The following is a 16,086-nucleotide window of genomic DNA, read 5'->3' on the forward strand; positions in this document are numbered from 1 at the left end:
ATTGATTTGTCGATTTGTTAATTTGACTTTGGCAAAGGTGCGAGCCGCACAGGCAGAGCTTTGGCAAAGTGTAGCGACGCTTGTTAATTATTAATTATCAATTGTTAATTGTTATTTCTTAACTGCTGTAAGATAGGGTTTGATAATGGCTGTCCATAGTTTGTAGCCTTCGGCATTCATATGGAGGTTGTCTTCTTTAAAGATATCGGTGCGGAGGTTGCCCGCTTCATCGTACATTACTTTGGTGATATCAATGTAAGTATAACCTTGTGCGGTGGCATTTTCCTCTAAAAGAGCGTTTACCAATAGCTGGTCTTTCAGCTGGTCGGCTTTGTGCTGTGAGGGTTTTAGCGACACTACAAACAAGGGAGTTGTTGGGTAATCTTTTTTGAGTTTAGCGATGAATATACGGAAAAGGTCGAAGCACTTTACGGCATTCACGCCTTCTTTGTGGCTTCCGAGGTCGTTTTCTACATAAAGAACGATGCTTTTAGGTTTGTATCCTTGTGCGATGGTGTTATAGTTATAAATCATATCGCGCAAGGTTGCCCCTCCATAAGAACGACGGATGAGTTTTAGCGGTGCAAAATCTTCATAGATAGTATCCCATAGGTTGATAGACGAACTACCGAGGAATAACGCATCACAGGAGAGGTCTTTGAGGCGTTTGTTTTCCTTTTGGTAGTAGTTGATATCGCCTTGATAGCGAGTAATCCAAGGAGTTTCATCGGTTTGTTCAAAGGGGATTACCGTTTTGATTACGGTAGTAGGGGTTGCGGTTTGCGCTTTGGCGAATGCTATAGAAGCCATTGCCAATAGTGACAATAATATTCTTTTCATTTGTGTAATTTATTATTTTTAAGCCCCCGTCCCCCCGAAGGGGGACAATCCGTAGAAGAGGAGCTATTCTACTCTATTTGATTTGACTTTGAGAAAGTTTGTAATTTCTACTTATATTTTGGGTATCAAAAAGGATACCACGCTATTGGCAGGTACTTCATAAGAGAAATACTGTTTGCCGGTACTTAGGGTTAGGTGTGTGGCTTCTTTCTTTTTATTCAGTAGTACACAAGCCAAAGAGCCGTCGGGGTTCTGGAAAGCGGTACATTGCACATTGTCATCAGTGGTTTTCTCAACACCTATGCGGGTTGCGCCTTGCTTGATAACTGCTGAAAGATGACTTATGACGTAGTAGTGTGAATTGCGTTGCATCGTCTTATAATCGGATGTTTGGATATCAACTGCACCAAAACAAGTCTTGCAACCGCCTTCACGATTGGGCGCTCCGTGCTCGTCGAGCATTAAATTCCAGACCATTACCGCCTTGCAATGATTATTTAGGGTTTTGATACCGAGCTCTTGCATATCTTCAGTTAGACGGCGTTGAAGGTTGCGACCATCGTTCCAAGTACCTATGGAGCTTTCTGTAAAGATGAGTTCTTTATTAGGGTATTGATTATGAATATTGTTCAATTCATCGGGATTTCCACCATAGTTATGGTAGGCAGCCCCTGTAATGTATTGAGAAGCTTCAGTATCTTTATAGATATGCAGAGGGTACTGCTGTTGCGAAGGCATATTATCATAGTTGTAGTTATGGTCGAAAAGGTAGATTTTAACCTCAGCAAAGCCTTTATCGCGCAGGGTTTTTCCTAAGGCATTTTTGATAAAGGCAAGTTGCTCGTCCCATCCCATATACATAGAAGCCGAGTTTCCTCTATTGAGAGGTTCGTTCTGTATAGTGATAGCATTGACGTTCAATCCATTGTCTTTCATCGCTTGCAACCATTTGGCGAAGTACAACGCATAATCTTGATAGAGTGCAGGGTTTAGCTGACCGCTTGTCCAATGGTTGTAAGGTTGCAAATCGGTGAGGTTATTGACCTTCATCCAGCGAGGAGGTGTCCAAGGAGAGCCAATAATCTGCACTTTGGGGTTAATAGCGAGAATCTCTTTAAGTATAGGAATTACGTATTTTGTTTCCTCTTGGGTGAGGGCAAAGTTATCAATTCCTTTGGTATCGCAAAGCGTGTATTCACTTAGGGAAAAGTCGGAACAGCCAATAGAGACTCTCACATAATTTTGCCCAAAGCCTTCAGTTTCAGAGAAAGTTTGGGTAAGGAAGTTTTTTCTATCGGCAGGGGACATCTGCATTAAGTTATAGCAGGTAGATCCTGTAATGGCAGAGCCAAATCCATAGACCGTTTGGAATTTTTCAGTAGGTTTTAGGGTGATATTAGCATTCGTTGTTTTATCAGCTGAAAACAGTGCTAATGTATCTGTTTTAAACTCTTTACTGCGGTCGCCCGTAGTGGTAATCACCTTTACCGTGGGACTATGAGCTTGCTTGTGGGCAGTACAAGCTACTACTGCCCAAAGCAAACTAAGGATTAATAAAGATGAATATGATTTGTGTATCATTATAAATTTATCATTCGTTATAGGTTTAATATCCTGCGTTTTGAGTGAGTTTAGAGTTCTTTTCTATCTCGGTTTGAGGTACAGGATATAACACTGTATTGTCATTGAGCGGGTAGGTTTGTCTGAGTCTACCAGAATCTCTGCTATTGAGGGTATTCATCGTTTCGACAGCTTTGTCGTTGCGCACCAAGTCGAACCAACGGAAACCTTCGAAAGCCAACTCTAAACGGCGTTCTTTAAGTACTGCTTCTTTCATTTGTTCTTGTGAAAGAGAAGTGGAAATAGCTGCAAGTCCTACCCTTGCACGCACTTGGTTTACTAAGGCAGCTGCCTCAGCAGTTTGACCTAAAGCAGCATAGGCTTCGGCTTTGAGCAAGAGAATATCGGCTAAACGCAATTTAATGATGCTATTGGCGCCTGAACGTATTTTGTACATAAAGGCGTAATGATTTGAAGGATAGTAATTGCTCCAAGAAGGTTGTCCCCACACAATAGCTTGGTCACGGCGCACGGTATCGCCTTCGGCATCAAAGGCAGCGGTGAGGTCGCGTGCAGGAGTACACCATTTGCGCCAATCGTATTTACTATTGGGGTTGATGTGGTTTTTTCCAAACATTATAGACAACCAAGTTTGTCCACCAGTAGAATAGGTAATCTCGAAGATAGACTCAGAAGAGTTACGCAATTTTACATCAGTGCCTGCTGCGTTTAGTTGAAACAAGTCGGCATAATTAGGTACTAATGAAAAGCCTGCTCCTATCACCGCATCGCAATACTGAATGGTTTTGTTGTAGTCGCGTATAGGTTTTTCGGCATATACGTGCGCTAAAAGAGCATTAGCTACTGCCTTGCTAAAGATAAACTTATTGGCAGTATTTACAGCAGGTGCATCGTTTACAGCCGCTTCTAAGTTTTCTTTGATAGTGCTGTATACTTCGGCTACTGAACTACGAGGAGGGAAAAGTTTAGCATAAGTCTCTCCGATATTATCGGAAGTAATGGTAGGGATATCCTCAGAAGGGATAGGCACTTCTCCCCAAAGACGCGTCATATCAAAAAGCAACCACGCTTTGAAAATACGAGCTTCAGCTTTCCACTGTTTGCGTTCGCTATCACTAAGAGAAGCATCGGGCACTTTATCTACATTGGCAATCACTACGTTCGCTAAGTTGATACCTTCTAAGTATTTTTGCCAGTCGCGAGTGATATTCTTGTTAGAAGGGTCTTGGCTATTTTGTTCGATAGAAGTAATAGGAGCATCGGTTCCACCTGCGTAAGCATTATCGGCACGTACTTCAGTATTCATCAGTAAGTCGAGCGTCCAAAACTCTTGCGCACTTCCTTGTATAAAGGTGTAGATAGCCTCATAACGAGCTTTCATCTGAGCTTTGGTTTCAATGGTAGTCCCTCCTTTACCGTTCATATTCTTCTCGTTGAAATCGGAGATAGGGTCTTTATCTAAACTGCACGCCGTTAGAGCTACCAACGAAAGTGCAAGGTATATATATTTTTTCATTTTTGTATAGGTTTATTAGCCCCCGCCCCCCCGAAGGGGGAGAATCCGCAAAGGCGAACTATTAGGGTAAGTATATTAATAAATGAATGAAAGTTTTTTCTTAAAACTCAATGTTTAAGCCAAAAATAAAAGATTTGGTTTGAGGATAGGTACCCCAGTCGATACCCATAGTAGGACCAGAGAGTCCTTCGTTTACTTCGGGGTCAAAGCCTTTGTAGTTAGTAAGTGTCCAAAGGTTTTGAGCGGTGAAGTAAGGTTGTATCTTGCGAATACCGTATTTTTCTAAGGCATCTACAGGTACATTATAGGCTAAAGTAAGCGTTTTGAGGCGCAAGTAGGAACCGTCTTCCACCCAACGAGATGATGCTTTGATGTTATCGGTACTTTTTACCGCACGAGGGATATCGGTAACATCACCTGGTTTTCTCCAACGGTTGAGTACTGCTGTTGATTGGTTTTTACCATCGTACATACCTTCAGTTTCTATACGAGAAGCGTTGTAGATATCATTGCCATAAGAACCTTGGAAGAAGACACTCAAAGTAAAGTTTTTATAAGCGAAGTCATTGGTAAGTCCAAAGGTAAAATCGGGGTTAGGGTCGCCTATATAAGTTTTATCGGATACGCTAATTCTACCATCGCCATTGAGATCTTTGTATTTGATATCACCTGTTTGTGGGTCTACACCATCACTTACCAATCCCCAGAACTTACCTAAAGGTTGTCCTTCGGTGATACGCACTACTTGTTCAGAAGTAGCTTCGGAGGTGCTAGCGTAGTAATACACTTTTTGCAAGCTGAGTTTGGTAAGCTCGTTGCGGTTGAATGAGATATTGAAGTTCGTATTCCACTCAAAATTACCTGTAAGGTTACGGCTATCTACAGAGAATTCCAACCCTTTATTGGTCATTTCACCCTCATTGCGATAGATAGAAGGCACTGGTGAAGTAGCAGGAAGAGGCACATCCATCAATAAATCGGTAGTCTTTTTAAGATACGCATCTACGGCAAGAGATAAACGGTTTTTGAAGAGTGCTATATCAAGTCCGATGTTAGATTGAGTTGTGGTTTCCCAAGTAAGGTTAGGGTTTGAGAAAGAATTAGGCGTAAGGGTAATCATCGCATTGGCATTAGCCCCGTTGCCCCACCAGTTTTGGCGTGCTATTTTATAGCGTTGCAAGTAGGCGTAAGAAGAAATACCCGCTTGGTTACCTGTTTGTCCCCAGCCTCCGCGCAATTTGAGTTCGCTAAGCCATTCTACATTCTTCAAGAAGTTTTCTTGAGAAAGTCTCCATCCTACAGATACAGAAGGGAAGTAACCCCAGCGTTTGCCAGGTGCTAATTTTGATGAACCATCGGCACGGAAATTAGCTGTAAGAAGGTATTTGCTATCGTAGTTATAAGAAATACGACCTAAATATGACATCATACTCCACTCTTCGGCATTGGTGATGCTTCCTTGTCCTATTTTGTTGGCAGCATTGAGGGTTTTGATATCCGAAGTAAGGAAGTGAGTTGCATACATTTCGCTACCATCCATTTTGGCATTGGTGAAAGAAGTACCTGCCAATAAAGAAAGGTTGTGTTTGCTGAAAGTCTTGTCGAAAGTAAGGATATTATCGAAAGTCATCAGCGTGTGGTTTTTTCTGATATCGGCAGCTTCACCATAGTTTCTACGTCCGTAAGCAGTGAGTTTAGGGTCTGTCCAACGGTTTTCTTTGCTTGACAAGCGGTCGATAGCAAAGGTAGATTTATAGCGCAAACCGTCCATTAGCTGTACAATAGCCGAGCCACTTCCCACAAAGCGGTTGTTTTTAAGAAGGTTATCGGCACGGCGAGAGATGTTCTCTACAGGGTGTGAAAGGTTAGCCCCTTTAAAATCGTAGTAATACCAGCCTTCTTCTCCTGCTTTGGTACTCCAAATAGGAGCGTATTGAGGGGTATTGATTACTGAAAGTACTACCCCAGCACGGTTAGCACCTAAACCTGAAATGATGCCATTAGACTCATAATCGGCATAAGACAAATTAGTTTCAAAAGTAAGCCATTTGCGCATTTTAGCCTCTAAGTTCAAACGCACATTATAACGCTCGAAGAAAGAGCTACGGATAATACCGTCTTCTTTAGTATGACCTGCTGAAACATAATACTTTGTATTTTCGGTAGCGTTGGATACAGAGAGTTGAGTATTTTGGGTAAAACCAGTACGGAAAGCCTCTTTGTACCAATCAGTTTTATCGGTAAGACCTGCCAATGAAGAAGTAGCTACTGCGCCAGAATCTGCCATCAAATCATAATATTGTTGTGTGTTGAGAGATGGAATTTTCTTGGCGATGTCGGACATACCTACATACGTATTGATAGATACTTTAGGCTCATTGCGTTTACCTTGTTTGGTAGTGATAAGTACTACCCCATTGGCAGCACGTGAACCATAGATAGCTGCTGAAGAAGCATCTTTGAGCACTTGCATATTCTCGATATCGGTAGGGGCTATCCCACTGATATCTTGCACTGGGATACCATCAACCACATATAGAGGGTCATTGGAAGCGCTGATAGAAGTATTCCCGCGGATGCGTACTGCTAAGCCTGCGCCTGGAGCACCACTGGGTTGTACTACTTGAATACCTGCAGCACGCCCTTGAATAGCTTGCGCTGCTGAAGTTACAGGACGTTGGTCTAAATCTTTAGTTTTTACTGAAGTGATTGCTGTGGTTACATCACCTTTCTTTTGAGTGCCATAGCCCACTACTACTACCTCATCGAGGTCTTGAGTAGCTTCGGGGAGTTTTACTTTTAGAGAGGCACCTGTCGCTTTTATATCAAGGGTTTTATAACCCACTGACGAAAACTCTAACACAGCACCTTTTGGCACATTGTTAAGCGAAAAGTTACCATCAAAATCGGTAGCTACCCCCTTGGTAGTACCTTTTATTACTACAGAAACACCAGGAAGAGGCATTCCTTTGTCATCGGTTACAGTACCTGTTAGCTGACTAATGTTTTGCGCTTGAGCAAAAGCAGTAAAGCCTAGTAACAGTACTATCATTAGCATTAAATGTTCTTTGAGTACTTTCATAAAATAAAAACGTTACATTTGTTAGTTTCTTTTTTGTTGCTTTTCGGAAAGTTATTTTTGTATTTCCAACGCCCCAAAATTATGACAAAAAAACATTGAAATGTCATCGGGTATTACAAAAGTACTATTTAAAAAAGTTATTTAACTGAATATTAACAATTTAAATTCTAAAGAAGCCTTAAAAAAGTACTGAATTTTCACTTGTAAATCACAAAATAGCACCCGAACCTGCGAAAGAAAAGCATCTGGAAAAGCAAGATTTTACATAGGAAAAATCAGTTTTTACACTTTTTTTGATTAATCGCGTATTCGTTTAACTTTTTCCTCAAAAGCATCACGTTCTCCTTTCGCTTTATTCCGTACTTTAGTGCGATAGTTATACACTGTACGAAGAGAATAACGCAAGAATTCGGCTATCTTATTGCTATCGGTAATACCTAAACGGATGAGGGCAAAGATACGCAATTCGGTATTGAGTAGTTCACCTTTTTTAGGTAGGATTTGCTCTCCTTCCTCTAAAAGAGCATTGAAGTGAGTTACGAAATGTGGGTATATATTCAGGAAGATAGTATCGAAATTCTTATAAAGTTCCTCTAATTCTTGTTCTACCACAGTGGTAGATTTTAGCACCTTGGTAAGGTCGTCAAACTGATGTTTTGAAGCCTTTTTGTAGAGCAATTTTCGGTAGTTTTCAATCTTATCAATATACGCTGAACAGAGGTTGAAGAAATGTGCAATATACTCTTCTTTGATAAGGTTTGCCTCCTCAAGGTTGAGATTTGCCTCCTCAAGGTTTTGATTCATCTGTTGCAAATCAGCATTGAGTTTTTCGAGTTGCTGATTGCTATGGCAGAGCTCTTTACGCGTTTTTACCAATCGCTTTACTTGTTTGTACACATATACCAAAACAATAATAAGGGCTACCGACAATACGCTGATGAGCACTAAATAAAGCTGTAATTCTTTCTTTTGTTTAGCTTCCTTCTCTTGATAGGCAGTATTGATGATAGAATAGAAAGAAGCACCTTCTTCGGCACGGTGTCGCACATTGCAAAAGCTGGCATCGTCTATTGCCATTTTGATAAACTGATAGGCTTTACTTATATTTCCGCGTTTGTAGTAAGTAAGCGCCAAACTCTGCAAGGAAGCGTTATCTTTGATAGTATTTTTGATATCGGCAATGGCTGAGAGGGCAAAATAATACTCTTGCAGTTCGTCATTGCCTTGTTGTTGATAAATAAGTCCTAAGTAATAAGCTATCACCGCACGTTGGGGGTCATCGGCTGGAGTTTGAGAGAGCAAACTGAGAAAAAGCTGGGTTGCGTTATTTTTATCAGCAGAATAGAATTGCTTGATAGCATCATTGAGTTTAAAGAGTGTTGATTGAGGAGCTAAACACAACAACAATGAATCTCGATAGTTATCGGACATTCTAAAATAGTGGAGATTGTTGGTACTCTGCCCATAATGACTATAATAGGTGTGAAATGTTTCGTAGTAATCGCATAACAACGTCTTATTTAAACGCTGTTTATCAATAGAAGAAAGCAATTGTAACGACTCTACATACATTCCTTTTACTGAGTAGAGTTTAGAGAGCAGGATGCGTGTTTCATCTTGTTTTTCAGTATCGTTTAAAGCAATTGCTATTTGTTCGTTTTTCAGCAAATAGGCTACTGCCGAATCTACCTTAAATTTTCGGTATTCGGCATACAATTGTTTGTGTAAGTCGTATTTTTCTGCTGGTTGAGAGGCTTTTTTAAGAGCCTTTTCCAAAGAAGCGATACGTTGTTCTTTGGCTTGTATATAAGTAGCACTCTGCTCAATAGTTTGATTGAGTTGGTGGAGTACAGCTTCTTTGTTCTCTTGTGCCACCGCTGCATTCCTTCCCAACAACAATATGATAAAGAGTGTGATATAGTTTTTCATAAGGTTTGTTTTTTTCTTTGGACATTATTCGGACATTATTCGGACATTTCGGACATTATTCGGATATTTCGGACATTTTGCCCGCTTTTTGCCCGCATTGCCCGCTTTTTGCCCGCTTTTATTTTAGTTCATAATAAGTGCTTACACTTGCTCCAAGTTGTCTAAGCAAATTATATTTCTCTACTAAATCAGTCAAATCATTACTCGTGGTTCTCTTAGAAATATTATTTAGTTCTTGGTATTCGCTATTTGTTATTTTTCCTCTCTCTTTGAGATATAATATTGCTTTTATCTGTCTTTCATTAAGTCCTTTTTCTCGCAAATCAGTTTCATTATAAATATCTTTGTGGAATACTACCCAAAATCCTGAAGAAGCGTAATAATACAATGGGTTAGGTAATCCTGCTTTAGCACACTGCTCATTCATTTTTCTGATGCCACGTCCCCACGCTTCTATATAACCTATACGGAAGAACGCATTAGAAATGTCTGGATTATAAGGCACAGATGAATGTTTTTCTTGCAAAGTATCTATTGTCCAATTTTCGGGTAACTGACCATAGTTCCAAATCATTATTTTATTTTTATAGACACTGATTTGTATTGGGGTTGCACCGCTGTAATCTTTATGAGCAATGGCATTGTGAATAGCTTCGCGAACCGCTTCTTGTGGATACTCATAGGTCTCAACACGGTAAATACCTTCATAGCTAATTATAGCCTTGATATATTTAGTAAAAAGCAAGTCCATTGTCTTTTCTACTTGCTCAAATAGATTGCCGTGTACCTCATCTTGAAATAGCAAATCACTATCGTCATCACTAAAATATCCTATTTTTACATAAGCATTGGTTACATACTTTTCAGGGTCAGGGTGAAAAAGTAGAAGAGCCGCACGTTTTAGTTGTCCGTTTTCTGTGAGTTTTAAGTTGTTTAACAACAATTCATTACTATCTGATAGTGCATCATCATCTAGCCTACGTGCTTTTATTCCTCTTTTGCGAAAGAAATTAAAGGTGTCCGATTTTAATTCGGTAACAGAAACATTAGGATAAAGTATACTATCCCAATGCTTTCCTTGCTTTCCTAACAAAAATTTATCTAAGGCTACTCCTTTGAGTTCTTGTTTAGTACTACCACTGCGATAATGGTATTCTCCTTTATAATTAACTGGATTAGACTGCGGACTCACATTAATTTCTATACAATCGCCTTCGGGAGTTTCAAGCAAATTTACATCTACTACTATTCCTAATACATTGGTGATTTTATTAGGAATATCTTCCATTAGGCGTTTAGCATCAGACACTCCAATTATTTTTCCTTTGTCGTCTTTACCTATATAAAGTTTTCCTCCTTGTGCATTAGCAAAACCACAAATCCATTTTAGGTATTCATCACGCCAAGACGATTTGTATTCTATGTTATGAGATTCTGACATTATTAATTTAAGTTATTGATTCTAATACCATCATAAAAATATCCTAAGATATATAATTCAAAAGGATGTAAGGTTGGTATCTTTAATTTAATATTTTCTAATCCTATTTCATTGAATTGTGCTATTATAGAATGAATAGGTATTTCTATATCTTCCAAGTTTAATATACCTGAATTTTGAATTTTCCTACTAATCATTCTTGGCAAGCCATACTCTTCTAATTCATACACTATTCTTGGTAAAAAAGCATAAGATGTTTTTGCTATAAATGAACTAATATCTATTTTTTCATCAAAAATATGATTATATAACAAGTTCACATCATTTAACACTGATGATATTTTAAAAGCCATATTTCTTTCCATCTCAAAAAATTTTTCTACTGTAACTCCATTTCCTTGTAAGAGAGAAAGCATTCTTGGAATTGTCATTGTCCAATTTTGTGAGATTACTTTTATAAAAGCAACCATATCCTTATAAGTAGCTCCTATATTCCCTATTTGCTTCAATATTAAATACAAGGATTTTTCCCAATCATTTGGATTATTAGAATTTAGATATGATAATCCTTTCCATTCGTCAGGATTTTCTTTCATCAAAATAGCAATATTTTTTAATCTATTTGGAGCTAAGCTTTGTATTTGATTACTTTTAACCATTTGACTATAAGCTCCTTCTCCTAAAATACCATCCATCTCATTTCTGAAAGCTATTACTTTTTTTTCTTGCTCCTTCGTCAAATTTTCTTTCAAATTCTCAATATCTAAAGAATTTATTAAATCGTCTGAAAATTCTAATTTTAATTGAGAAGGAGTATTTTGTGGAGGACTTTCTAATAAATAAATTTTTCCTATAAAATGTCTAAACATTCTACCACCTCTACCTATTATGTTTTTATATGTGAAATTATTGAGTTTAACCCTACCATTCTTATTAGACCAAATAATAATTTTCTCTGCAGAGGTGTTAACTCCTTCTATTATAGAAGAGGTTGAAATAATATTATATAATCCCTCAAGTTCCTCAAATAATTTTATTTGTATTTGACTTAATGACCTATGCATTTTACCATTATGTATTCCTACTGTCTTTTTTACCAAATCTGCTAATATATAATAAGGTGCATAATTAATTTTAAGCCACTCAGAAAATTGAGATAAAATCAGATTCTGTACTTCTTGAATATTATCTTTTAAAACATTAGAAATAAAATCGATGTTACTATAAGTACCTGCATATATCAGTGTTTTTGTTTTCTCCTCTTTTAAAATTTCTAATATTTTAGAAGTTTTAAAACTATCATTTATTTTATCAACTTCATCATAGCATTTATAAATATCAGAATACACTGTGGAAAAATCAAGTGGAAGAAAAAGCATCTCTTTTGTAATAGGGTTATCTTCTATATCTGAAATATTTGGAGCTAAAAAATATTTTTGCTTTGCTTTCTTTTGAAGACCTAAAATTGCTTTTAATAAAATAGGAGCTCTCTCTTTATCATATTCAATATCTGCTTTGTAGAATTCATCTATAATTAGGATATCTATATTCTTAATTTTTGCTTCATAATTAATGGCTCTTTCTTGTGGAAATATAAAAATATTCCTCTCTCCTAATTCTATTTCAGGAGTAGTAATAATTTTATATTTATCGGCAAACTTCTTATAAATTCTTCTCCGTGTTTCATCTGTTAAAGCTATTGTTGGCACTATAATTACAACATTATTAGGATTTTTCAACGCAATAAAGGCATCTATCACAAAACTTTTCCCAAAACTTGTTGGAGCACTTACTGCAATATCTTTATTTTCTAATAATTTTTTAAGAAGGAATGATTGTTCCCTATGTAATACTCTGCTCTCTCCTCCTGTATCAACTTTAAATGCTTCACAAACAAATCTATCTTCCCAATTAGCTGTATCTGTTTTAATATATGGATATAGCCCTACTTCCCTTATCAAATGATTTACAATCTCATTATATTTCATTCCTTTTCTCTCATGGAAATCCAGTAATTTGATCAGTTCCTCTCTAGCTTCCTTTTCCCTTGATTCATTCAAAAGATTATTAATTTGACTACAAGTTTTAAAAACATATTCATTCATACTATTGATTTCTATAGTGTTCAGCATTAGATTTAAAATTATCTACTATTTTATTCTTATTTGGTACAGGAAAAATAATTAAATGAAAATTAATTTCTGAATATTTCCATATACTACCTATTTTAGATATTTGTTTAGAAAAATACGATTGAGCCCTATCTTTATGATATTTTTCAACTTCTCGTTTATAGTCTTGCGTCAAATCATTGTATCTTTTTGTTATAGCACATTCATAGAGTAATAGAATTGGAATATGTAACTTAGGTTTTAATTTATCTATAGAAGTACCATTACTTAATAAAGATTTAATACGTTTTCTTAGTTCCTCTTCTTCTATAACAACATCAATATCAGGAAGATTAGTAATGATAGCATTTTCTTTCTTTAAACTATTTTCTCTTAATGAATTTTCTATAGATTTAATAATTTTATTTAAACTTGCGTCTTTTATATCACTATAAAATTTGGCCTCTCCAAACCAAATTGAAAAATCATTATTTTCTATAACAATATGAACACTATCCACTCCTTTTGCGTTATCATTAGGATTTTGCTTGTGAAATATTTTAGGTACAACTGGTAAAGCACCATAATGATGTTTCATTATTCCATATAGGAGTATTTCCGCAATTTCACTTCCTTCTCCTTTATCAGGGCGATTAATTAAACGTAGATTCCTTGCAGCTTCTTTTAAACTAGAGAAAGGCTGTTCAATTAATTTCTCTCTTTCCTTTGCAGACAAAGCTGTTTCTACTATATTATCCCAAATAAAATTTTGAAACTTTTCATATCGCCAATCACCACCTTCAAAATCATTAATTAAACTTAATATTTTTTTGTTGTTTGTTGGAGTAAGTGTAGTATTTGTATTAAATACTGAAAAGTTCTCATCTATCAAAACATTAAAAATATTTATCTTTGCCATCTCTTTACTTACCTCATTAAAATTCTAATTCTGTTTGGGTGCCGTTGTTATCGTTTTCAGGAGTAGAGACAATTTCTTCATCGCCTAAATCTTCTTCTACAAGTTCCTCTTCTTGGGGTTCTTCGTAGGGGAGAGACTCAAGAGTGTTGATAGTTTTCACCTTGTCGGTAGTGAGCTGGTTGCCCAAAGCTTTGATGCCTTTTACACTGATGAACTCTTCTAAATTCACAGTAAGGTTCTCTTTCTCCTTGCCTTTTTCTTTGGTGAAGACCACCTCAGCCATAGGTCGCCAATCGGCAGAGACGAAGAGTAATTGCGATTTAGGGTGTTCGGTAATTACTAACTCTTCGCGGTTTTCGTTCTCTACCACAAAGCGTTTTACAAACACGCGTTCTTTCTCGCCATCGTAGTAAATCACCGAAATAGGTTTCTCGGGCACCCATTTTTCCATTACGGCAATATTGTTCTCGAAATGCAGACTCAATTCGGGGATAATGGTCTTCACGACACCCTCTTTGGTGATGAGAAGCATACGGTCATCGCCTTTGAAAGCCCCGAGTAACGTGCCGCGCTCTTCGGTGTTGAGGCGTTTTACGATATCGTCAAACCATATCTTGCGCGGTTTGAGGGTTGATACGCCTTTTTCTTTTAGCTCAATGCGCTTGATAGCGTATTTGCTCACGAGGTTTCCTTTCACGCCACGCCCTTTGATAAGGGTATCGGCAAAATCGATATCCCATCGCAGTTTGCGCAAAGTGCCTAACTGACGTAAGTTCACGGTTACTACTTCGGCTTCACCATTAGGGTTGGCGGTAAAATAGAGCACACGCGACTCTTTGTGTTGCGGAATGAGCTCGTACTTCTTATCGCGGGTAATACCCGTAACGTTGAAGCGCTTGATATAAGAAAAGCCCGTTTGTCCGTCCTTATAAATCATATTATAGACGGTGCGCTTGTCGTCTTTCTTAAAGACCGCTACGTGTATGATATTTTTCTCTATATATTGTTTATCAGCTACTTTGGTAACGTACATCGCACCGCTTTCGGTAAATACAATCACATCATCAATATCACTGCAATCGCCTACATACTCATCTTTGCGCAAACCTGTACCCACAAAGCCTTCAGCTCTGTTCACATAGAGTTTGGTATTGCGCACTACTACTTTGGTTGCCTCAATGGTGTCGAACACTCGAATTTCGGTTTTCCGTTCACGTCCTTTGCTATATGTTTTTTTCAGGCGCTCGAAATGAGCAATCGCATAGTCGATAAGGTTTGCGAGGTGGTTTTTCACTTCCTCGATATCAGCTTCTATCTTGAGGATATTTTCATCAGCCTTATAAGAGTCGAAGCGGGTGATGCGAATCATTGGTATTTGAGTGAGTTTAGCCAAATCATCATCGGTAATCTCACGGAGTAAATCTTTTTTGAAAGGTTCGAAACGCTTGTATAGATACTCGTACAGACTCTCTCTATCGGTGTAGTTCTTGAAGTCGATATACATCTCTTCTCTGATGAAAATCTTTTCAAGCGAGGCGTTGTGCCATTGCATTTCGAGTTCAGAAAGTTCAATTTCGAGTTCTTGTTTGAGTAGATTGACTGTGCGGTCGGTACTGCGACGCAACACTTCTGAAACGGTGAGAAAATGCGGTTTGTTGTCCTCAATCACACAGGTAATGGGCGAAATAGCCGTTTCGCAGGCAGTGAAGGCATAGAGCGCATCGATAGTTTTATCGGGCGATGTACCGTTAGGCAAGTGCACCAATATCTCTACATTAGCAGCTGTATTATCATCTACTTTTTTGATTTTTATCTTGCCTTTTTCGTTGGCTTTCAGTATAGAATCTATAAGCGAAGTAGTGGTAGTAGTAAACGGAATTTCGGTGATGCAAAGCGTACTCTTGTCGAGTTGCGAAATCTTGGCACGCACTCGCACACGTCCGCCTCTTGCGCCATCGTTATAGCCACTTACGTCCATAATACCCGCCGTAGGGAAATCGGGGTATAACTCAAACGATTTGCCTTTGAGGTAAGCAATGGAAGCCTCAATGAGTTCAATAAAGTTGTGAGGTAATATTTTAGTGGAAAGACCCACGGCTATCCCCTCGGTGCCTTGTGCCAAGAGGAGCGGGAATTTCACTGGCAAGCTGATAGGCTCTTTCTTACGACCGTCATAGCTGGATTGCCATTCGGTTACCTTAGGGCTAAAGACCACATCAAGGGCAAATTTAGAAAGACGTGCCTCGATATAACGAGGCGCTGCCGCATCGTCGCCAGTGAGGATATTCCCCCAGTTACCTTGCGTATCAATGAGCAAGTCCTTCTGACCGATTTGCACAATAGCATCGCCTATACTCGCATCGCCGTGAGGGTGATACTGCATTGTATTCCCCACGACATTAGCCACCTTGTTGTAACGACCATCGTCTAATTCTTTAAGTGAGTGCATAATACGGCGTTGTACGGGCTTAAAGCCATCTTCGATTGCCGGCACAGCGCGTTCGAGGATTACGTACGAAGCGTAATCCAAGAACCAATCTTGGTACATACCCGTGATTTTAATAATGCTATCTCCTTGTGAAGCAGTGTTTTGAGACGTATTTTCTTCCATCGGTACAGATTCTTTTTGAAAGGGCAAAGGTAAAAATAATTTGTCAATTAGGCAAT

9 protein-coding genes are annotated in these 16,086 nt (G+C 38.3%); all 9 read right to left on the reverse strand.

All coding sequences use genetic code 11. The features are described from left to right. Positions 1-111 precede the first annotated feature (111 nt). Positions 112-840: a GDSL-type esterase/lipase family protein gene (locus tag DR017_RS02980; protein ID WP_002680602.1), complete on the reverse strand. Its 729-nt coding sequence runs from the start codon at positions 838-840 to the stop codon at positions 112-114. 111 nt (positions 841-951) lie between these two features. Next, entirely contained in the window at positions 952-2,421 is a 1,470-nt protein-coding gene (locus tag DR017_RS02985) for an endo-1,6-beta-glucanase (RefSeq protein WP_040361536.1), read from the reverse strand. Positions 2,422-2,446: 25 nt separating this feature from the next. Continuing rightward, positions 2,447-3,937 (reverse strand): RagB/SusD family nutrient uptake outer membrane protein, encoded by a 1,491-nt coding sequence (locus DR017_RS02990; protein WP_002680589.1) that lies wholly within the window; start codon positions 3,935-3,937, stop codon positions 2,447-2,449. A 100-nt stretch (positions 3,938-4,037) separates the two neighbouring features. Further along, the gene (locus DR017_RS02995) at positions 4,038-7,019 is read right to left on the reverse strand and encodes a SusC/RagA family TonB-linked outer membrane protein (RefSeq protein ID WP_040361531.1); all 2,982 of its coding nucleotides are present in this window, start codon (positions 7,017-7,019) and stop codon (positions 4,038-4,040) included. 297 nt (positions 7,020-7,316) lie between these two features. Continuing rightward, positions 7,317-8,948 (reverse strand): SusR family glycan utilization regulator, encoded by a 1,632-nt coding sequence (gene susR, locus DR017_RS03000; protein ID WP_002680591.1) that lies wholly within the window; start codon positions 8,946-8,948, stop codon positions 7,317-7,319. A gap of 118 nt (positions 8,949-9,066) precedes the next feature. After that, the gene (locus DR017_RS03005) at positions 9,067-10,389 is read right to left on the reverse strand and encodes an ATP-binding protein (protein ID WP_002680620.1); all 1,323 of its coding nucleotides are present in this window, start codon (positions 10,387-10,389) and stop codon (positions 9,067-9,069) included. A gap of 2 nt (positions 10,390-10,391) precedes the next feature. Further along, complete coding sequence (locus tag DR017_RS03010; protein WP_040361544.1) at positions 10,392-12,494, reverse strand: DEAD/DEAH box helicase; 2,103 nt, start codon at positions 12,492-12,494, stop codon at positions 10,392-10,394. Position 12,495: 1 nt separating this feature from the next. Further along, positions 12,496-13,419 (reverse strand): HamA C-terminal domain-containing protein, encoded by a 924-nt coding sequence (locus tag DR017_RS03015; protein ID WP_040361528.1) that lies wholly within the window; start codon positions 13,417-13,419, stop codon positions 12,496-12,498. A gap of 16 nt (positions 13,420-13,435) precedes the next feature. Then, complete coding sequence (locus DR017_RS03020) at positions 13,436-16,030, reverse strand: DNA gyrase/topoisomerase IV subunit A (RefSeq protein WP_002680593.1); 2,595 nt, start codon at positions 16,028-16,030, stop codon at positions 13,436-13,438. Positions 16,031-16,086 lie beyond the last annotated feature (56 nt).

It is taken from the genome of Capnocytophaga sputigena (assembly GCF_900446695.1).
GTDB lineage: Bacteria > Bacteroidota > Bacteroidia > Flavobacteriales > Flavobacteriaceae > Capnocytophaga > Capnocytophaga sputigena.